The organism is Georgenia thermotolerans (assembly GCF_009193185.1).
Classification (GTDB): Bacteria; Actinomycetota; Actinomycetes; order Actinomycetales; family Actinomycetaceae; genus Georgenia; species Georgenia thermotolerans.
Genome location: NZ_VUKF01000031.1, coordinates 35397 through 53617, shown reverse-complemented (window position 1 = coordinate 53617; position 18221 = coordinate 35397). Strand labels below are relative to the sequence as shown.

The following is an 18221-nucleotide window of genomic DNA, read 5'->3' as shown; positions in this document are numbered from 1 at the left end:
GACGCGCGGCGCCGGCCCGACGGGCTCGTCCGGCCGGGCCGCCCGCAAGAAGCCCGCCGCCCAGGCGTCCCGGAGCGCCGCGGCCGCCGCCCCGCGCGGATCCGGCGCCCGCACGCGCCGGGCGGTCACCTTCGGCGGGGACGACGGCGCGCCCAGCCCGACCATCACCCTGCGCGCCCTGGGCATCTTCCTCGTGTGCCTCGTCGCCTTCGCCGTGCTCGCCCCGACGCTGCGCTTCGCCGTCGCCCAGCAGGAGCAGCTGCGCGAGCTCAACACCCGCGTCTCGGACGCGACCGCGCGCAACGCCGAGCTGCAGCGGCAGCTCAAGCTGTGGCAGGACGAGCAGTACGTCCAGGCCCAGGCGCGCGACCGGCTCGGGTACGTCATGCCCGGCGAGACGCCCTACGTCGTGGTCGACCCCGAGACCGTCACCGGCGGGCAGAGCAAGGCCGAGGCGGAGGCCGAGCGACGGCAGGAGGCGCGCGTGGCCGCCACCCCCTGGTACCTGCACATGTGGGAGTCGGTGCAGGTGGCGGGGGAGTCGGCCACCGGCGAGGACGCCGACCCCTCCGGGCTGGTCACCCCGGAGCCGCCGCCAACCCCCTGACCCCCACCAGAGCGCGAGACGTCAAGTTGGTCGCGAGGCGTCAAGTCGTGCGCGAGGCGTCAAGTCGTGCGCGCGAGCCGCGGATCACGCGCGGACCCCGCCGACGCCTGTGACGCCCCACGCGAAGCCCGGCGTGCCTGCAGACATGACCTATCGTGCGGTGAGGCCGTAGCGGCATGAGCTTCGACGGCACCCGGCCTCGCACACCGACCGAGCGTCCGCGTGAGGCGGGCAGTCGCCACAGACCGACAGAGGAGAAGGCGTGGACCCCACCGTCACCGAGCGCGATCTCGAGGTGCTCGCCGAGCAGCTCGGCCGGGTGCCGCGCGGCGTCGTCGCCGTCGCCGCCCGCTGCGTCTGCGGCCGCCCGACGGTGGTGCGCACCGCGCCACGGCTCGACGACGGCACCCCCTTCCCGACGTCGTACTACCTCACCTGCCCGCCCGCGGTGAAAGCGGTCAGCCGGCTCGAGGCCGAGCAGGTCATGGTGGGCATGAACGAGCGCCTGGCGAGCGACCCCGACGTCGCCGCCGCCTACCGCCGCGCCCACGAGGACTACCTCGCCCGGCGGGCGGAGCTGGGAGAGGTCCCCGAGATCGCTGGGGTCTCGGCCGGCGGCATGCCCACCCGGGTGAAGTGCCTGCACGCCCTGCTCGGTCACACGCTCGCCGTGGGGGAGGGCGTCAACCCCTTCGGGGACGAGACCCTGCGCCTGCTCGAGGGAAGCTGGAGCCCGCACCGCTGCTCGTGCTGAGGCGCGCCGGCCGGACCCCGGCCGCCCGCCCTCACCCCTCCGGCTCGGTGACGTCCGCGACCTGCGCGCCCAGCGCGGCCACGAGGGCGTCGGCCTGCACCGTCGCGGCCACCCCGTGGGCGCCGGCGCCGATGGAGACCGTGCCGGTCACCTCCGCGTCGGCGATGACCGGCCACGCCGTCGACGCCCCGAAGGGCGTGATCGTCCCGCGCTCGTACCCGGTGACGTCCTTGGCGGTGGCCGCGTCGGGCATCGAGAGCCGGCTGACGCCGAGCAGCGCGCGCAGCTTGGGCCAGGCGATGGTCCGGCCGCCGGGCACGAGCACGAAGAGGTAGTCGCCCTCCCCGCGCCGGACGACGATCGTCTTGACGATCGCCGAGGGGGCGACGCCGCGGGCCGCGGCGGCCTCGGCCAGTGACCCGACCCGGCCGTGCCGGGTGATCGCGAAGTCGATCCCGGACCGCTCCAGCGCCTGCCGCGCGCTCTCCTCGCTCATGCGCGCCACCCTAAGGCGGCCGTGCCCGGCGAAGCCCGCGTCCGAGGGGCGTGGCAGGGTTGTCCCGTGACTCGGGTAGCTGCCATCGACTGTGGGACCAACTCCATCCGCCTGCTCATCGCCGACGTCGGCACCGGGCCGGTGCCCCGGCTGACCGACGTGGTCCGGCGCATGGAGATCGTCCGGCTCGGCCAGGGCGTGGACCGCACCGGCCGCCTGGACCCCGCGGCGCTGGCCCGCACCCTCGACGCCGCCCGCGACTACGCCGCGCTGTGCCGTGAGCACGACGTCGCGGCGGTGCGCTTCGTGGCCACCTCGGCCACCCGCGACGCCGAGAACCGGCAGGAGTTCGTCAACGGCGTCCGCGACGCCCTCGGCGTCGAGCCCGAGGTGGTCTCCGGCGAGGAGGAGGCCGCGCTGAGCTTCCGCGGCGCCGCCAGCGTCCTCGACCCGCAGGCCCACCCCGGCCCCCACCTCGTCGTCGACATCGGCGGCGGGTCCACCGAGCTGGTGCTCGGCGACGGCGAGCCCGAGGTGGCGTACTCCATGGACGTCGGCTGCGTCCGCCTCACCGAGCGCCACCTGCACGACGACCCGCCCACCGCCGCGCAGGAGGAGGCCGCCCGCGCCGACGTCCGCGCCATGCTCGACGCCGCCGGCGCCGTCGTCCCGCTGGGCCGGGCCCGCACCCTCGTCGGGCTCGCCGGCTCCGTGACCACCGTCACCGCCCACGCCCTGGGCCTGTCCGCCTATGACCCGACGGCGATCGACGGCGCGGCGCTGTCCCTGGCCGACGCCCTGGGCTCGTGCCGGGCGCTGGTCCACGCCACCCGGGAGGAGCGCGCGGCGATGGGCTTCATGCACCCGGGCCGGGTGGACGTCATCGGCGCCGGGGCGCTGGTGTGGTCGGAGGTCATCAGCCGCGTGGCCCGCGAGGTCGCCGCCCGCGGCGGGGCGCTGACCACCGTCGTGACCAGCGAGCACGACATCCTCGACGGCATCGCGCTGTCGATCGGGGCGGGCGCCACCACCGGCGCCTGACCTCGTCCGCGCCCGGGGTGCGGCAGGATGGGCGGGCGTGCCGCGCGGCGGCCACCGGCCCAGGCCGCAGCACGTGCCCCGCGGCGCACCGGGCCGCCGCATCGCGGGCCCCCATAGCCCAACTGGCAGAGGCAGCCGGCTTAAACCCGGCCAAGTGCGGGTTCGAATCCCGCTGGGGGCACCACGTTTGCGAGGCTCTGACCTGCGGCGATGTACCGATCCGGACGGGTGTCAGACTCACGTCAACAGGTCTCGTCAACATGAGCAGCACGCTAGACGCACCCAGCCGACACGGAACACGCCCCGACCGCCACCACCGTCGCGCCCCCGTCCCGGTTGGGATGGGGGCGCAATCAACGGTGTGGACTAGATCAGTCCGGATCAAGGCTCAGGCGGCGTCTTCGATGGCTGCGAGTCTGCGTTTGCTCATGGCGACGTACTCGGGGACTTTCTCGATGCCGATGTAGTCCCACCCGTTGCGGAGGGCCGCGACGCCAGTGGACCCGGACCCGTTGAAGGGGTCCAGGACCGTGCCGCCGGGAGGGCAGATGAGCCGCCCGCACCACTCGGCCAACTGCCACGGGAAGGGAGCCGGATGCCCTGTCGTCTCGGAGCCCTTGGACATGGCGACGACGTTCTGGGACCGTGCCACTTTGGGTGTGGTGTTCTTGTTACCGCCGTCCGTGTAGTGGTCGAACCCGCCTTGCTTTACGTGCTGCCCGGAGGTCACAACGGCGGTGGCCCTCAGCGGGGCTGCACCATTCGCTGTCGGGTCGGTGTAGCACTTCGGTGTCTTCGAGTACCACAGCAGCGATTCCCAGGACCGTCGAGGCCGATTGTTCGGGCCGACGGGCATCGCGTTGGTCTTGTGCCAGATCAGTTCGTCGCACTCGTTCCACCCGTCTTGGCGGAGAGCGAGGCGAGTGCGGAGCACGTAGTCAGACAGTTGCCCCTTGTTGATGTGGGGGCTGATGTTGATGATGACGGACCCGTCAGGCTTCAACAGGCGGCGGGCCTCGCGCATCCACGCCACAGTCCACGCGGGGTAGTCCTTCTCGGGGATGCCGCCGTAGGTGGACTTTCGCTGCTCCGCATACGGCGGGGAAGTAATCACCGCGTCTACAGACTCGGCCGGAAGTGTCCGCATGACCTCGACGCAATCGCCGGGGAAGATGTCAAAAAGGCTCACGCAGCCTCCCCGCGGGCGATCTTGGCCATGCGGGCGTATGGGATTACGGGGAAGTACGGGTCGCTGGCGCGACTGTCCATGTAAGACTTGATGCTCTCGGCGATCTGCTCGCGCACGGCCTTCTCGGTGACCTCTGCGACGTGCTTGGCGTGCCCTTCGTTGGCTCCGGGGTACGCGCCGCAGGTGCAACGGGGAATCATCATGTTCCCCCTGTTCAGTTCCTCCCAGATGAATGCGTGCTCAGCGGCAATACGTTCGGCCAAGTCAGTCATCACAGTGCTCCTAGAGTGCGCGGACGATGCCGGTGCGTGAGTGGACGGTGGTGCGGAACAGGCCGGTGCATGACGAGCAGCGGAACTGGCGGTACCTGATGACCTGTGCCTGCACGGCGCCCACGTCGGTGACCTCGGTGGAGAGGCAGCGGGGGCAGCGTGTCTGGTCGTCGCCGGGGTAGCCCATGATGGGGTGGCCGGGGACCCAGGGGCGGAGGGCGTCCCAGAGGTCGGTGGTGGCGCGGACGTCGCCTACGCAGTAGGTGCGCATGTCTCGCCAGGCTTTGTCGTCTCCGGCGAGGCAGGCGCGCCAGAGGTTGGCGCCGCCGTTGTCGATTTTGCGGCGGACTCCGAACATGCGGCACGTGTAGTCGAGGGACCCGGACTCGAACCCGAAGGTGCGGGCGGTCTTGATGAGGTCGATGGACTTGGGTTGCCGGAACGGGGGCAGGCCGGCCCTAGCGAAGTAGCCGCGGACCTTCTTGAGGTCGAACCGGTCACCGTTGAACGTCACCACGTATGAGGCGGAGTCGATGAGCTGCCACAGATCCTCGAGCATGTCGGGGTGGCGCACGTCCCGGTACATCACCTTCGTGGGTTCGTGGTACCACTGCGCACCCCAGGCGAGCATCCGGCCCGGTTCCTTGACGGCCTTGTGCGGGATGTACGGGTTGCGCATCTTGAGGTCGTAGGTGTCGAACTCGACCCGTGCGGGGATGGTTTCGATGTCGAAGATGAGGACCCGTGACGCTGCGAGTGCGGGTGCGACACGCTTGGAGGGTGGGCCGTCGTTGACGGCGTTGGTGAGACTCACGCGGCGTCATCCGTTCGGTAGTAGGGGTCCCGCCGCCAGTTGCGTCGGTCCTTCTTGTGGGACTTGCGCTTGATGCTCTTGCGGACCCCCGGCCGCTGGATGTAGGCGTAGACCTTGCGCCAGCCGCTGAACGCGTCCCATTCGTCGCCGTCCCAGCGGTGCTCGCCTTTCACAGTTCCTCGCATTTGCATGCGCCGCGACGGTGTCGTGCTACGGCGGGGCCTTGGATGTCGTAGCCGTCTTCGCGCATTTCGGCGGCGATTTCCTCCCCTGTCCATTCGGGGTTCTCGAGGATCAGGTAGAGGTTGGCGAGCTTGATGGACGCTTCGTTGTCGGCGTCAGCGTGGATGGCGAGCGATTCCATTACTTTGCCGACGCCGCACTTGGGTCCCTTGGGCTTGTGTCGTGGCCCGGTTTTGGTGGCGGTGAGGAGGCTCATCGGTCGCTCTCCTTCCGGGCGCGCTTCGGGTTGATTCCGATTGACGCGACGGGTACCTTCTCGGGGTCGCTAACCTGCCACCGCTTAGGGAGGTCGACGATGATTGCGATGGGTCCAGCAGCGAAATACCCGACAGACCTCCGGTGCGCCTTGCCAAGCATCGCGAACTGCTTAGGTGTGAGGCGCCCAACGTCAGGGAACCATGGTCTGAGGCTCATTGTGGTTGACCTTTCGTGTGCGTTTCCAGGTCTGGCCCCGTTGCCATCGTGTGCGGGTTTAGTTTATCGGGAACATGCCCGGTGAGGTTGCGCCCGTTTTGGTTTATCCACAGGCTGATGCGCTGCGAAAGTATCGCCCACGGATACCTTTGCAGCACCGACAAAGAAAGGCCTCCACTTCCCTAGTCAACCGACTAGAGAAGTGGAGGCCATCTGTCATGCGATTTCGAGGGTGACCGGTTGCTCTTGCGTTCCGTCCCAGCGGGTCACACTGGCGGGTGTCTCCGTGGTGCCGTTCCACCAGCGGGCCACGTTCCCCGACGGTGCCGGGTCGGGGGCGGTGAGGGCGAGCGTCCACGCGCGGGGCGTCCACGACGCCGACAGCGTCCACGCGGCCGACGCCTTAGCCCCGGGTGTGGGTTCGTCGCTGTGCGCCACGGCAGCCGTTGCCTGCCAGTTCCCCGAGTCGTCAACCGGATGCGACTGCGCCCGCCCGACCGTGGCTGACGACGGGTAGCCGGCGTCTGTGTTGACCCCGTCGTTGAGGTCCGTGAGTGCCCGCATGAGTAGCGCGGGTTCGGTGGTGGTGAGTGCGGGGGAGGTGAGGGACCCGGCCGACAGCATCTGCGCGACGGTCACGGGCTGCCCGTACCCGATGATGACGACTGAGCATGTGTCCTGGGCGGACCAGCTCGCACCCGGTGTGCTGTCGGCGCGGAACAGGCGGTAACGGGCCGACGACTGAGTGTCGATCTGGACCCACCCGGACGGCGCTGTGACAGTCGAGTTGGACGACACCGCCACCACCGCAAGCCACGACACCGCAGCGGGTGGGGCGACAGTGAACGACCCAGCCCCGGTGCGCCCACCCGTGACCGTCGCTGTGATCGTGGGAACGGCCATGTCAGGCGGGCCTCACGATGAGGGTGCCGGCGGGTGTGCCACCAGGTACGGGCGCGCCTCCGGTGAGGTAGAGGAAGGCGGCGGTGCCGGGGTCGCCCTTGTCGCCTCGGTCTCCCTTGTCTCCCTTGTCGCCCTTGAGACCTTGTGTGCCGGGGTCCCCCTTGTCGCCCTTCTGGCCGGGGGCACCGTCCGCGCCAGGGTCACCCTTCGGCCCACGGGGACCTTCCGGACCCTGCGGACCCTGCGGACCCTGCGGACCCTGCGGACCCTGCGGACCCTGCGGACCCTCCGGGCCTTGCGGTCCCTCAACGCCTCCCGGGTTCGCCGCCAGGTACGTCTCAACCGCCCGCTCAACCACGGCCGGGTCGGGTGCGCCCGCGTTCCCCGCTGCGACCTCCGCACGCTCAGCGGCAGCGAGGGTGTCCCGGTACACCTGCTCATTGACCACGAACACTGTCGCCGGGGAGGGCACGAGGGGCGCCGCCATGGTCAGGTCAAGCGGCGCCGCCTCGGTGTGCCCGGAGGTTACGTCGATGCGGAACCCCTGCACGGACCCGGCCGTGAAGGACGAGGCCACGTCGTATTGCCCGACCGCTAACCACACGCCGGGTTTGCCTTGCGGGTCGATGATCCATCCGTCCGGACCTACGGCGCAGGTGATGGGGGTGCGGAGGATGGTGGCCGGTTCCTGCACAGTGCGGTGGATCGTGGTGACGGGGGTGAACTTCACCGAACCACTAGCCGCCACAGCGTCAGGCATCCGGTCCGGGTCCGGGCCGTCAGCTTGGGCGAGCAGGAACCGGCCAACGACGTGGCCGTACAGAACCTCAGTGGGGAGTTGCACGGACACGTCGTCTCCTAGGCGGTGTCAGTCATGCAAGGAATTGGGAGGGATGTGGTACTCTTTTCGGGCGGGTAGTCATTGCTGATCGGTTAGGCCCCGGTCTCGCCTCTGGGCCGCGATAGCCACGCGGGAACCCAAGCGACAGTGGCACCCGCCCCGCCTTCACCCCCCGGCCGGGGGCTGGCCCTCCAGGGGAGGACCGAGCCGCAGCCGGGGGGTGTCGTGCATCTAGGCGGCGTCGGGGAAGTTGTCCGGGTCCGGGCGCATGTCACGAATCCGCTTGTGCGAGAAGATCGAGCGGGTGGCCCTGTCCTCGGAATCGCAGGTGCGTTCACACGCGGCAGACGCCTCATACGACGGGTACTGGTGGCCGCACGCGCACGGGAACTCAGACATAGTCGGCCTCCGCCACGTGGCGGCCCGTCGGGGTGTTAGACGCGGCAGTCGCGCCCAGGGCCGTGCCAAGGAACGCGTACACCGCCAGCGCCACCGTCAACGCGACAGGCTGCCCCGCGTTCACCGTCGCGTAAGCCACCTGCACGGCCCCGAGGACCACACCGATGAACGCGTACACGGCATAGAAGACCTTGCGGTGCGCGGGGGAGAGGATGTCAGTCAGCATGGGGTCTCCAATCAGGCGGACGGGTGCTTGGGGATGCGGAGGAAACGGCACGTGACAGGCCCGGCGATACCGTCCGGCACGAGGCCGTTGCGCTTCTGAATGTTGGCGACCTTGCGAACCGTGAAGTCCTCGTAACCGCCGTCCACGCGCACCGGGGGCAGGTCGGACTTGTACTTGTTCAGGGTCGCCTGGAGGGTCTTCACCCACGCCTTGTGCGCCCGGTTCATCGGCCCGTCGATACCGTCGCGCACCATGCCCGGGTAGTACCGCTGCGCGTCCTGGTACGCCTTCACCTTCGCGTCAAACCCGGACGGCTTGGGTGTCGGCGTGGGCTTGGGCAGGGTGACAGTGTCGGTGACGGGCTTGACGAACGACCCGCCACGGGCCAGCGCATCAAGCCGCGCCAGGTCCCACTTCCCCGGGCACGCCGTCGCCTTCCACGCCCGGTGCGGGATCAGCGGCAGGTTCCCGTACTCGGCGCGCAGATCCCGGATCCGCTCAGCCGCCGTCGCATAGTCGGCATCCGTGGCCTCGGGGCGCAGCTCGAGCCCGATGGTGGTCCGGTTGCCCTTCCCGTTGCCAGAGTGCCAGGCCACGTCCCGGTGGTTCACAATGACCGCGACCTTGCCCGCTTCGATGACCTCGTGGGCGGACGTGTTCCCGCCCTTGCGGCACAGGTAGTTGACGACGTTCTGGAACTTCTGCCCGAGGCTGCCCCAGTGGTGGATGGTGATGGCCTCGATGGTGCGCGGCCCCCCGAAAGCGGCCGGGACCTTCGCGTTCGGGGTGTAGTTCGGGGAGTTGTACTGCGTGATGTAGTCGTAAGCCACGACACGGCCCCTTCCTGGGCACTAAAAAAGCCCCTTGCGGGGCTGGGGTTAGGTGACGTCTTCGGCTATGAACCGGGCCTTGTACCGCAACAGTTCGGTGTGCAGGGCCGTGAACTCCTGCTGCAACTTCTTCAACCGGCCCTCGAGTTGCAACATCTCGCGGCGGTGTTCCTCACGGTCGAGGCGCCGGCCCTCACGTTCCTCGTCCCGTTCCGCCAACGCCCGACGCTCACGCGCCTCAGCCTCGTCCGCGCGCTTGTTCGCCGCGTCCAGGGCCGTCTTCATCGTCGTCACACTGATCGACTCAACCTCGGCGGGAGTCTTCGCCCCAATGGACTTCCCCTCAGCGGACGCCTTGTCCCCGAGCCGCTTGTTGAGGTACGCCTGCTTTATCGCGATACCGCCGACCACAGCGCCCACCACGGTCACGATGGCGGAGTAAATCTCCATCAGCAGTCCTCACCGTTTCGGCGACGGCGGGCCAGCTCCGTGCGAACCCCGTGCAACGTGTACCCGGAGTCAAGGACAGACGCCCGAGACCGGACCACGCACGCGAACGCCAGGGAACACAGCAGGACCACGGAAATCGCCACGCGTGGGGAGCCGATAACCACCACCAGGCCCGCCGCGTAAACGCCCATCGCGAACGCCGTGAACCACAACCCGATCTGCTCAATGAACAGGCCCCACGTGGTGCGCCCGTTGATGACCGGCCCCAGGAACATCCCGATCCCGCCCAAGGTGAGCGCGACGGTGTACCCGTAGGCGACCACCACCGGCAGGGCCTCAATCGCGGAGGGGAGCGCGGCCGGGGTGAGCAGGTTCCGTGTCCCCATCACCGCCAGAGCCACACCAATAGAGAGCTGGTAGGGGTGCCGGTACAGGACCACGGGCAACTTATGTCCTCGGTATCGGTCCATGAGCGGGTCCCCCTGGTGTGGCGCATTGGCGCACGGGCCGTTTCTGCTGTTGGGTGTCATTAGGTCAGGCCCTTCCCAAACGGGGGTCTGGCTCAGCCCCCACACCAGCCCTGGCCGGCGGTGTGGGGGCGCTTGCTGTTGTTACGGACGGACCCGGTAGCATCCGGGCATGCGAACCACGACGCTGGGCCTCCTGCTCCTGGCGTTCGCCGGCTACTTCAAAGGCGCACCCGGCCTGGCATGGATCCCAGTCGACATCACCCTCATAGGTGCCGGGATCGTCGCCGTGACGGTCGGCAACCAGCTCATCGGTGCGCTGCTGAAGGGCACGGAACTACCCCGCGGCCTCGGGACCGTGATCTGGCTCTGGCTCGCCTTCCTCTCAGGCATCCCGTTCGGGCAATGGAACCCCTACGCCAGGGACAAGGTTCTCGACCTGGCCACCCTCGTCCCGCTCGCGATCCTGGGCGGCATGTTCCTTCTACGGGGCACCGCAGCCCGGGCGCATTGGCTCAAGCTGACGGTCATCCTCGGGTTCGGCGTGGTCGCCCTGGCCCTGGTGTTCCCGTACCAGGATCCGGGGGGCCTCGGGCGGTTCGGGATCGACGGTGGCAACACCATTTCGGCGGGGCGTGCTGTTGGGGCCGCCGCGGTCGTCCTGGCGATCACCGCCATGTCCACCCGGAAGCACCGTTTCTGGGCTGTGGCCGGGGCTCTGGTGCTGGCCGGTGCGACGGTCGACACCGCCTCCCGTGGGCCGCTCCTCGCCACGCTCGCCGCGATCCTCGCCGCCGGTGTCGCCGCCGGGGGTGGGCCGCGGCGCCTTGTCGGGCTCGCCGTCGCCGGGGTGGGCGCCTTCCTGGCGGTGTTCCTCGCCGCCCGGGCCGGGCTAGTCCCCGCCCGGCTCGTCTCGCTCGGCGACAACTCCGCACAGGCCCGGGCAGGGCTCTGGGAGGAATCGGCGGAGCTGATCGACACGACACCGATGGGCGTCGGGTGGGGCAGCCTCTACGTCCACCTACCCCCAGACCTGCTACTCGCGTCCGGGTGGGCCCAGTACCCCCACAACATCGTGCTCGAGGTGTTCACCGAGGGCGGGTGGATCGCCGGCACCGTGTTCGTCGTCGCCGTTGTGGTGGCCCTGCGGCGGCAACGGCGCGCCGCCACAGGGCTGGTGGAGAAGGCCATGCTCGGCCTGCTCGTCTTCCACGTCACGAACGCCATGGTGTCCGGTGACATCTCCGCCAACCGTGGGATGTGGGTCGCCCTCGGTGCCGCCCTCATCCTCCCCGTGCTGCAAGACGCGGCCCCGGACGACACCCGCACCTTGGGTGGCGCCCACAGCCCCAAAGCCGCCGAGGTGGCACGGCTCTAGGCGCGATGCGCCGTGACGTCAATGGTGTGGTACGCCGTGGCCGAACTGAGCTGAATCGAACCGGTCGCACTGACCCGCTCCACCCACGTGCGCACGGTCGCCGCTGTCCCACCCGGCAACGCGAACGCCATGCTCAGATGCGCCGCCGAGTTAGCGCCCGCGAACCGTGCCTTACGCTGCGCGCCCGCCACCGTGTTCTGATTCACCGAGAGCGCCGCGTCCCAAATGTTCGTCACGGACAACGCGGTCAGGGACGCGGACACCGTCAAGATTCGGTTGAACGGCACCGCAGGTACGGTCAGCAGCCCAACCAGCGCGGAAATCGTGAACGGCCCACCCTGCGGGTACCCGGCGTCATGACCCGACACAGCCTCCGCGCCGACCGTGCGCCACCCCGAACCACTATTGCGTTCCGTGGTGCCGGTGTCCGCACGGTCGACATAAATCGGATCAGAGGCCGAAGCCGGGCGCCCCTCAGCGGCCCGCGCCGCAGCGTAAGCATTCCGCTCGGTGACATTCGCGACCGGGACGATAATGCCCGGGACGGACCGCGCAATAGCCTCCATGTCCCCGGCAGGGTTAAACGCGTCGGTCTGGGTCGGGTAGTAGATGCCATCCGCGGTCTGAGCCACAGCGGGCCTCCTCGATGTAGTTGTCCAGCTAGTGGTTCGTCAGCGGGTCCAGTCGAGAACGATCTGCCCCGACGCCGGGTCCAGCCCCTCAAAGGCGGCACCGACACCAACAAGGCCCGCGTAAGGGTCACCCCAAATGGTGATGCCGCCCCCGTTGTTGACAATGTGCTGCCCCCACGAGGCGGGCAGATCGATCATGTCCCCACCCCGGTAACCCGCAGAAAGGGCGTGATTGTGGGGGCCGTCCAGGCGGGCCGGCCGCCCACCACGGGATGCCTGGTCGTGCAGGTAGAAGTGGAACGTGACGGCGGCGTTGTAGTTGCCGATCCGTTCACGCGCCGGAAGCCGAATCTGCATGCGGGTGATGGTGCGCCCACGCAACGTGTCAGACGGTTTCGTGCCGTACCACCAGGCCCCCTGCCCGGTCAGCCCGTACCCCGACCCCTGACGCACAGCCCGCCCGGTCGACGCGTTCCAGTTGTTGTTCTGGTTCATCGTCCCCGAATCAGTTGCCGTGAACCACGTCCACCCGCTCTCCGGCGCGGGCGTGGCAGGGTTCGTCGGCGCCGGAGGCACCTCGGGTGTCGGTGCGGGAGCCGGGGCCGGAACCTGCCCAATCGGGCCGAGCGCAACCGGCACCGTGTCGTCCTCCGGCCACAGCAACGTCACGTCCTGACCAACCGTCGGGGACCACACCCCCAGGAACGGCGACTGGTGAGTCACCCCACCCGCGGTGAGCGTGATCGTCTTCGCCCCAGCCGTCACAGCGGTCACCCGCCCAGTCGACGGGCGCGCCGGGGTGGGGGCGAGCTGGTCCGTGGAGGCGCCCAGGACGTACCACTGGTCACCGATACGGATACACCCCACGGCGTCACCGACCCGCAGGTTCGGGCGCCCCAGGGCCCGCACCGGAGGGCGGGCACCCTCAATAACCACCCGCAGCACCCCAGCGTCGTCCTGCTCGACCTGACCACGTGCCACCCGAGCCCCAACCTCACCGGTCAGGGCACGACGGAAGTCCTGCTCAAGCGTCACCGCTACCTCCTCCGCAGCTCGCGGGCGATAGCGGCCATCTGCTCCCACGCCACGACCATGCCCAACCCCATCGGGTCCACCCCACCCGGCCCACCCGAGATATTGACCGTCTGAACCTGACCGGTCAGCGTCCCAGCCGGCGTGGTCAACGTGACCACGTCATACTCCTGCAACCCCGGATGCGGCAGACACGTCACCGGCAACACCACCGACCGTGAAGCGATCAGATTCGCCAGCCGGGTCTTCGCCGCAGCGGTCACCTTGGCCTGCGTGTCCATAATGTCGGAATACATGAACTCCGGGATCTGCCCGTGCGGGCCACTAGCACGCAGCGCCCCACCAGTCTCCCGGGCCACCCCAATCAGCGGCAGGTCGGTCGCACTCTTGCCCTCCACGACGGCAATGTTGGGAAAATCCCGCACATCCATCGCCCGACCGAAGTCGACCAGCACACCATCATCCCCACCCGCGATGTCCCACACCGGCGCACCACCAGCCACAGGGATAACCTCGAAACGGCCATCACCAGTCATCCGATGCGTCGCGTTAATCGACCCCAGCAGAGCCTCCACCGCAGGCATACGGTCACGCTCATACGTCACCGACGCCGGCACCCGACCGTCCACCACCCCCGCCGCGACAGTGACCGGCACAATCCCATCGAGCAGGCGCGCCACCTCCTGAATCACCGACCCGGTGTGCTTCACCGCCTCCGGCGCCACAAACCGGCCAAGCTCCGCAGTACGCGTCAGATCATCAGCCTGCACCTCGACAGCCGCCGACGACGACCACTGCGCCGGCAACTCCTCCGCGACCACCGACCGGCCCTCATCATCAAACGCCCGAATAAGGCGCTGCGAACGCCACGACTCCGCAACCGACGGGCGCGTGATGCGGAACTCCCCCATGGGAACCTGCCCGTCCGCCACCCCACCCACGATGTACACCAGCCGCAGAACAGACCCGGCCACACCGAGGGCGTCATCAACCGCCCACGGCGCCAGAGCACCATCATCGGAAGTCACAGTGACGGTGACTTGCCGGCGCACCGACCGGGTGGCATCCGTGTCAATCCGCCACGAACCAATGTCAAGGTTCGGCACCACCAGCTGCCCGTCGTACCAGACCTCGCCCACCACCCGATCAGCCGGCCGCGACCCCGACAGCGCCTCCCGGACATCGTCGCTGAGGTTCAGCATCAGCCCTCCACCGCCATCGTCATAGGTGCTGCGCCACCCCGACCCGCCGGGGTCGGGTCACGCAACCAGTCCAGGTAACTCCCCCCAGCCGCAACCGCCTGCCCGTGTGTCTCCCACAACGCCTGCACGTCCCCATACGTCCACCGCGGCACCAACACACGCACCCGCGGAGCCCGCACGACATCTGCCGTAAGGACCCAGTCCTCCCGGCTCCCATCGAACGGTGCCACGTCGAAGCGGGGCCGCTCCTCGACCTCGGCGTGCAGGAATGACACCGCCGGGAACTGTGTGACCGGAGGAACCACCCGCAGCATCAGCGGGTACGCGGTCGTCAGCAGGGTCCGCAGCCGGTTCGCCTGTTCCCGGGACTGCGTAACAATCGTCATCGGCAGACCCGAGGGCGCCTGCCGCACCCCACCCATACCAACAGGGGTAGTAGCTCCCATGACCCGCTCCACCGCACCCGGCAACTGCCACGACAGCGAAGCGAACGACGCCTTCGTGAAGAAGGCCCCACCCCTTCTGGCGCCGCTGCCGACATGAACAGGCACAGCGGTGAAGGGGTTCACCGGGTCCTGCAACCAACAGGTTCCCGAAACGACCGTGACCACAGCCTCGAGCGTGGCCGGCTGCACCGCACCAACGACGGTCGCCCGGTACGTCACCGGCACAGCAAGCGGCGCCGCGTAATCCACCTCATAGAACCCGCCCGTCACCTGGCGGCCCGCCATCCCCGGCACCTGGGTCCAACCCTCACCAGGAATAGACCGCTCCACCGTCACGGTGGACGGCCCAGACGCATCCAGGCCATCCACCGTCACCCCAACCGACGGCACCGGATCAGACAACACCTCGAGAGACAGACCAGCCATCAGCGCCCCGCCCCTCTCAACGTTTCCTGGATGGTGCCTCGCACGTACCCCTTGAGGCCGTTGCCGAGGTCCAAGGTGCCCTCAATGCGCTGCGGCCCATCTGGGCGGCTGCGACGGTCCACGGCGAGCCGGTGAATGTCCGCCCACTGCTGGGACGTCAGCACCGGTTCCGGCTTCCCCGTGAAGTTCGTCCCCAACGCCCCCGGCTGGAGAAACCCGCCGTTGTCGAACACGCCAAGTTGTGCCGGGTCAACGGCCCGCCCGATGCCGCCCTTGTGTAGCTCGAAGTGCAGGTGCGGACCCGTCACGTTCCCGGTCGACCCACCGAACCCAATGTGCTGACCGGCCTTGACCGACTGCCCCGGCTTGACCTGTACACCGCCGACCGGGTTGTGGCCGTAGTAGGTGAACAGATCCTGGGCGTGCTGGAGCAGAATGCCGATACCAGACCGGCCACCGAGAATGTTCATCCCCGTCTTGAGAACCTGCCCGGCCGCCGCCGCGAACGTCTTGCCGGTGGTGGCGATGTCAATACCGGCGTGCGGCAGACCGGAGAGGACCCCGGCGACACCGAACCGCTGCGACACCGGGCCGTTCGCGGGACGCGCCCAACCAGACCCGCCGATGGTGGGCGCCTCAGCGTCCTTCCCTCGGATCCACGACACCAACCGGTCGATGGCCGAGCCGGCCACATCCCCAGCCAGGCGCCCGGACGTGCCCCACTGCCCCACAGAGGACGAGATGAGCCGCTTGAGCGGATCAAGAATCGCCCCAGCCGCCGACGCGAGACCACCCCGAATCCAGTCCACGGCAGCCCGCACAACCGAACCGACAGACCCACCCTCAGAGCCCTCACCGGCACCGAGCATCGCCGCCGTCTGAGCGGCGGTGTACACCCGAGCCGGGTTCGACGTGTTAATAAGCTCAGGGCCTTCCTCACCCACAAGAGCCCAACCACCCTTGTGGTATCCACCCTTAGCGAACGCCGGAATCGTCGGCGCCTGCGGAAGACGCGAACTCGACCCAATCGCCGTGGCGACGTTGTCGAACGCCTTCTTGAGCCCGTTGTTCCAAACCGTGTTAATAACCCAGTTGATAGGCGACCGGAACAAGTTCGCGACCGTCGTCCAGATGCTCTTGAGAGTGTCGACGCCACGCTGCACACCTGGAACGACCGTGTCGGTCACAAACGAACTGACGGCATTAAACACGGGCTTGAGAATGTTGTCCCAGGCCCACTTGATGCCCTGGATCGCGAAATCCCACCCGGCCTTGATGCCGTCGAACGCGGGCTTGAGTGCGCTCTTCCACAACCACGACGCACCCGCCGACACGGCATCCCACGCTGGCTTGAGCAGGTTGGTCCACGCCCACCTGACGCCCTGCGCCAGCACATCCCAGCCGGCCTTAATGTACCCGAACACCGGCTTGAGGACGTTGTTCCACAGCGCCTTCGCACCGAAAGCGATCAGATCCCAGGCGAGCTTGATGACGCTTGACCAGACCGACCAGATAAACCCACCGACGGTCTTGAAAGCGACACCAATGGCCGAGAAGACCGGGGACAGGACACCCCACAGCCGGGACGCACCCGCCGCGATCCCATCCCACACACCCTTCATGAACGGCAGCGCAGTCCCGGTGAACCAACCCACCACGGCCGACACAACCGTCTTAATGCCCTCCCACGCGGCCGTGACAATCCGCTGCCCGGTCTCGGTCTTCGTGAAGAACCACACCAAAGCACCAACAAGGGCAGTGACAGCCACAATGATGATGCCAATGGGGTTAGCCGTGATTGCCGCATTCCACAACCACTGCACAGCCGCAGCCATCTTCGTGGCAGTCTGAACAAAATTCAGACTCTTAACCCACGTCATCAGCATCGCGCCAAAGCCGCCGGCCTTCTGAGCCGCCATCGCCGCCGTGTGCGCAATCACCGCAAGCTTGAGCGCCCCATACGCGGCAGCCACACCGATCACGACACCCTTGTGGTCCTTCAACCAGCCGCCGAAGTCGCGGGCAGCCGGGAGCAGGGTGTCCTTGATCCACCCGCCAAGGTCAATCACCGCATCCCGCAGACGGAACAGCGCATCGACCGCGCCCGAATCCTCTTCCCACCCGAACGCGTTCCGCAACGCACCCGAGTAGTCCCCGCGCACGAGCAGATCGAACAGGCCCTTAGCCCCGTCCGTGATCCTCGTGAACATCTCAGCGGCACGACCACCCAGACCCTCACCAGACTTCCACTCGGCAATGAACGTCTTCACCGCCTCGGCGCCGCGTGAAAGCCACTTGCCGACGGCCTCGCCTACGACCTTGGCCTTCTCCTCCACGGGCCCGAGTGCGTTCATGACACCCTGCAAGGCCGGAGCAATCTGGGGGAACACGCCAGACAGGGCGTTCGCACCGACGCGCCCAATCGAAGCCCACATGTTCTTCCACGAACCAGTGACCGTGCCACCCATCTCCGCAGAGACGGTGCCCGCCGCCTTCTCTGCCGCCGCCGAGAACGTCTCGAAGTTAACCTTGCCCTCGGAGGCGAGCTTGAACACCTCGCCAGCCGTGACACCCATCTGATCAGCCAGCGCCTGGTAAATCGGAATGCCCCGGTCAGCCAACTGCGAAATGACGTCGTTCTGCACACCATTCGCCTGCGTGGCCGCCTTGTTGAACACGCCCCCCATCTCCTCCATGGAGATGCCCGCAGCGGCCGCATTGTTAGCCACGTTGGTCAGGTGCTTCGCCAGCTTCTCACCCGGCTTGATACCGGCAGCAACAGCCGAAGCCGCGATGGTCGCCGCCTCACCAAGCCCAAACGCAGTGCCCTTCACGGACGTCAACGCGTTGTCCATGATGGCCCTGACCGAGTCAGCGTCATGCCCAAGCCCACGAAGCTTTGCCTGCGCGTTCTCGATAGCGGACAGGCGCCCGAATCCGCGCACAAGCGAAGCGCCAACCACAGTCGAGATAGCCGCACCGGCAACGACCGCGCCGCGCTTCCCCCACTTCGCGAGACTGTCACCAAGAGATGAGCCGGCAGCCTTGCCGGCCTGAGTGCCAGTGCCGCCGAGTTCCTTCGCGATATCCCGCTGAAAATTTCCAAATACAGGGCGAATGAGTACCTGCGCCGAGCCAACTGTCGCCACTGTTTACCTC

The 18221-nt window shown here is 68.1% G+C and carries 21 protein-coding genes and 1 tRNA gene; 5 read left to right on the top strand and 17 right to left on the bottom strand.

Features of this window, described 5'->3' with window-relative positions; genetic code table 11:
- A partial coding sequence (locus tag GD970_RS14740) for an FtsB family cell division protein (RefSeq protein WP_152203657.1) occupies positions 1-607 on the top strand: 607 nt, incomplete at its 5' end.
- 262 nt (positions 608-869) lie between these two features.
- On the top strand, positions 870-1361 hold the full coding sequence (locus GD970_RS14735; protein WP_152203656.1) for a DUF501 domain-containing protein: 492 nt from the start codon (positions 870-872) through the stop codon (positions 1359-1361).
- Positions 1362-1392: 31 nt separating this feature from the next.
- On the opposite strand, the gene GD970_RS14730 is transcribed toward GD970_RS14735, so the two are convergent.
- A complete protein-coding gene (locus GD970_RS14730; RefSeq protein ID WP_152203655.1) occupies positions 1393-1857 on the bottom strand; it encodes an aminoacyl-tRNA deacylase in 465 nt (154 codons plus the stop codon).
- A 66-nt stretch (positions 1858-1923) separates the two neighbouring features.
- Between GD970_RS14730 and GD970_RS14725 the strand changes: the two genes are divergently transcribed.
- Both GD970_RS14725 and GD970_RS14720 read left to right on the top strand, forming a co-directional pair.
- Positions 1924-2898: a Ppx/GppA phosphatase family protein gene (locus GD970_RS14725; RefSeq protein WP_152203654.1), complete on the top strand. Its 975-nt coding sequence runs from the start codon at positions 1924-1926 to the stop codon at positions 2896-2898.
- A gap of 107 nt (positions 2899-3005) precedes the next feature.
- Positions 3006-3082: transfer RNA gene (locus GD970_RS14720), tRNA-Leu, on the top strand.
- Between the two features lie 204 nt (positions 3083-3286).
- Here GD970_RS14720 and GD970_RS14715 read toward each other — a convergent pair.
- From GD970_RS14715 to GD970_RS14670, 11 genes are all read right to left on the bottom strand, one after another.
- A complete protein-coding gene (locus tag GD970_RS14715; protein ID WP_152203653.1) occupies positions 3287-4087 on the bottom strand; it encodes a DNA-methyltransferase in 801 nt (266 codons plus the stop codon).
- Positions 4084-4359, bottom strand: a complete 276-nt coding sequence (locus GD970_RS14710; RefSeq protein ID WP_152203652.1) for a hypothetical protein — start codon at positions 4357-4359, stop codon at positions 4084-4086. The genes GD970_RS14715 and GD970_RS14710 overlap by 4 nt, the downstream gene beginning before the upstream one ends.
- 10 nt (positions 4360-4369) lie before the next feature.
- Positions 4370-5173, bottom strand: coding sequence for a ribonuclease H-like domain-containing protein (locus GD970_RS14705; RefSeq protein WP_152203651.1), 804 nt, complete (start codon positions 5171-5173; stop codon positions 4370-4372).
- On the bottom strand, positions 5170-5346 hold the full coding sequence (locus tag GD970_RS21720; RefSeq protein ID WP_193314958.1) for a hypothetical protein: 177 nt from the start codon (positions 5344-5346) through the stop codon (positions 5170-5172). The genes GD970_RS14705 and GD970_RS21720 overlap by 4 nt, the downstream gene beginning before the upstream one ends.
- A complete protein-coding gene (locus GD970_RS14700; protein WP_152203650.1) occupies positions 5343-5612 on the bottom strand; it encodes a hypothetical protein in 270 nt (89 codons plus the stop codon). Before GD970_RS14700 ends, GD970_RS21720 begins: the two co-directional genes overlap by 4 nt.
- Before the next feature lie 434 nt (positions 5613-6046).
- Positions 6047-6469: a hypothetical protein gene (locus GD970_RS14695; protein ID WP_152203649.1), complete on the bottom strand. Its 423-nt coding sequence runs from the start codon at positions 6467-6469 to the stop codon at positions 6047-6049.
- A gap of 265 nt (positions 6470-6734) precedes the next feature.
- Positions 6735-7583: a collagen-like protein gene (locus GD970_RS21715; protein ID WP_226925365.1), complete on the bottom strand. Its 849-nt coding sequence runs from the start codon at positions 7581-7583 to the stop codon at positions 6735-6737.
- A gap of 382 nt (positions 7584-7965) precedes the next feature.
- A complete protein-coding gene (locus GD970_RS14685) occupies positions 7966-8199 on the bottom strand; it encodes a hypothetical protein (protein ID WP_152203648.1) in 234 nt (77 codons plus the stop codon).
- Positions 8200-8210: 11 nt separating this feature from the next.
- Entirely contained in the window at positions 8211-9029 is an 819-nt protein-coding gene (locus GD970_RS14680; protein ID WP_152203647.1) for a peptidoglycan recognition protein family protein, read from the bottom strand.
- 48 nt (positions 9030-9077) lie between these two features.
- Positions 9078-9479 (bottom strand): hypothetical protein, encoded by a 402-nt coding sequence (locus tag GD970_RS14675; protein WP_152203646.1) that lies wholly within the window; start codon positions 9477-9479, stop codon positions 9078-9080.
- The gene (locus GD970_RS14670) at positions 9479-9919 is read right to left on the bottom strand and encodes a hypothetical protein (protein WP_152203645.1); all 441 of its coding nucleotides are present in this window, start codon (positions 9917-9919) and stop codon (positions 9479-9481) included. The genes GD970_RS14675 and GD970_RS14670 overlap by 1 nt, the downstream gene beginning before the upstream one ends.
- A 199-nt stretch (positions 9920-10118) precedes the next feature.
- Between GD970_RS14670 and GD970_RS14665 the strand changes: the two genes are divergently transcribed.
- Positions 10119-11324: an O-antigen ligase family protein gene (locus GD970_RS14665; RefSeq protein WP_152203644.1), complete on the top strand. Its 1206-nt coding sequence runs from the start codon at positions 10119-10121 to the stop codon at positions 11322-11324.
- On the opposite strand, the gene GD970_RS14660 is transcribed toward GD970_RS14665, so the two are convergent.
- From GD970_RS14660 to GD970_RS22610, 5 genes are read right to left on the bottom strand one after another with little or no spacing between them, the layout of a single operon-like run.
- A complete protein-coding gene (locus tag GD970_RS14660) occupies positions 11321-11956 on the bottom strand; it encodes a hypothetical protein (protein ID WP_152203643.1) in 636 nt (211 codons plus the stop codon). The two genes, GD970_RS14665 and GD970_RS14660, sit on opposite strands and share 4 nt — an antisense overlap.
- Positions 11957-11995: 39 nt before the next feature.
- The gene (locus GD970_RS14655) at positions 11996-12991 is read right to left on the bottom strand and encodes a hypothetical protein (protein ID WP_152203642.1); all 996 of its coding nucleotides are present in this window, start codon (positions 12989-12991) and stop codon (positions 11996-11998) included.
- Positions 12992-12993: 2 nt separating this feature from the next.
- Positions 12994-14190 carry a hypothetical protein gene (locus GD970_RS14650; RefSeq protein ID WP_152203641.1) on the bottom strand — a complete coding sequence of 399 codons (1197 nt, stop codon included), beginning with the start codon at positions 14188-14190 and terminating at the stop codon, positions 12994-12996.
- Positions 14190-15062, bottom strand: coding sequence for a hypothetical protein (locus GD970_RS14645; protein ID WP_152203640.1), 873 nt, complete (start codon positions 15060-15062; stop codon positions 14190-14192). Before GD970_RS14645 ends, GD970_RS14650 begins: the two co-directional genes overlap by 1 nt.
- Positions 15062-18211 carry a peptidoglycan DD-metalloendopeptidase family protein gene (locus GD970_RS22610; protein WP_152203639.1) on the bottom strand — a complete coding sequence of 1050 codons (3150 nt, stop codon included), beginning with the start codon at positions 18209-18211 and terminating at the stop codon, positions 15062-15064. Before GD970_RS22610 ends, GD970_RS14645 begins: the two co-directional genes overlap by 1 nt.
- Positions 18212-18221: the final 10 nt, after the last annotated feature.

Bases quoted from the DNA above. Each gene is read 5' to 3' on its own strand.
- GD970_RS14645 (WP_152203640.1), bottom strand. From the start codon at position 15,062: ATGGCTGGTCTGTCTCTCGAGGTGTTGTCTGATCCGGTGCCGTCGGTT.
- GD970_RS14675 (WP_152203646.1), bottom strand. From the start codon at position 9,479: ATGGAGATTTACTCCGCCATCGTGACCGTGGTGGGCGCTGTGGTCGGC.
- GD970_RS14700 (WP_152203650.1), bottom strand. From the start codon at position 5,612: ATGAGCCTCCTCACCGCCACCAAAACCGGGCCACGACACAAGCCCAAG.
- GD970_RS14685 (WP_152203648.1), bottom strand. From the start codon at position 8,199: ATGCTGACTGACATCCTCTCCCCCGCGCACCGCAAGGTCTTCTATGCC.
- GD970_RS14710 (WP_152203652.1), bottom strand. From the start codon at position 4,359: ATGACTGACTTGGCCGAACGTATTGCCGCTGAGCACGCATTCATCTGG.
- GD970_RS14650 (WP_152203641.1), bottom strand. From the start codon at position 14,190: ATGCTGAACCTCAGCGACGATGTCCGGGAGGCGCTGTCGGGGTCGCGG.
- GD970_RS14730 (WP_152203655.1), bottom strand. From the start codon at position 1,857: ATGAGCGAGGAGAGCGCGCGGCAGGCGCTGGAGCGGTCCGGGATCGAC.
- GD970_RS14665 (WP_152203644.1), top strand. From the start codon at position 10,119: ATGCGAACCACGACGCTGGGCCTCCTGCTCCTGGCGTTCGCCGGCTAC.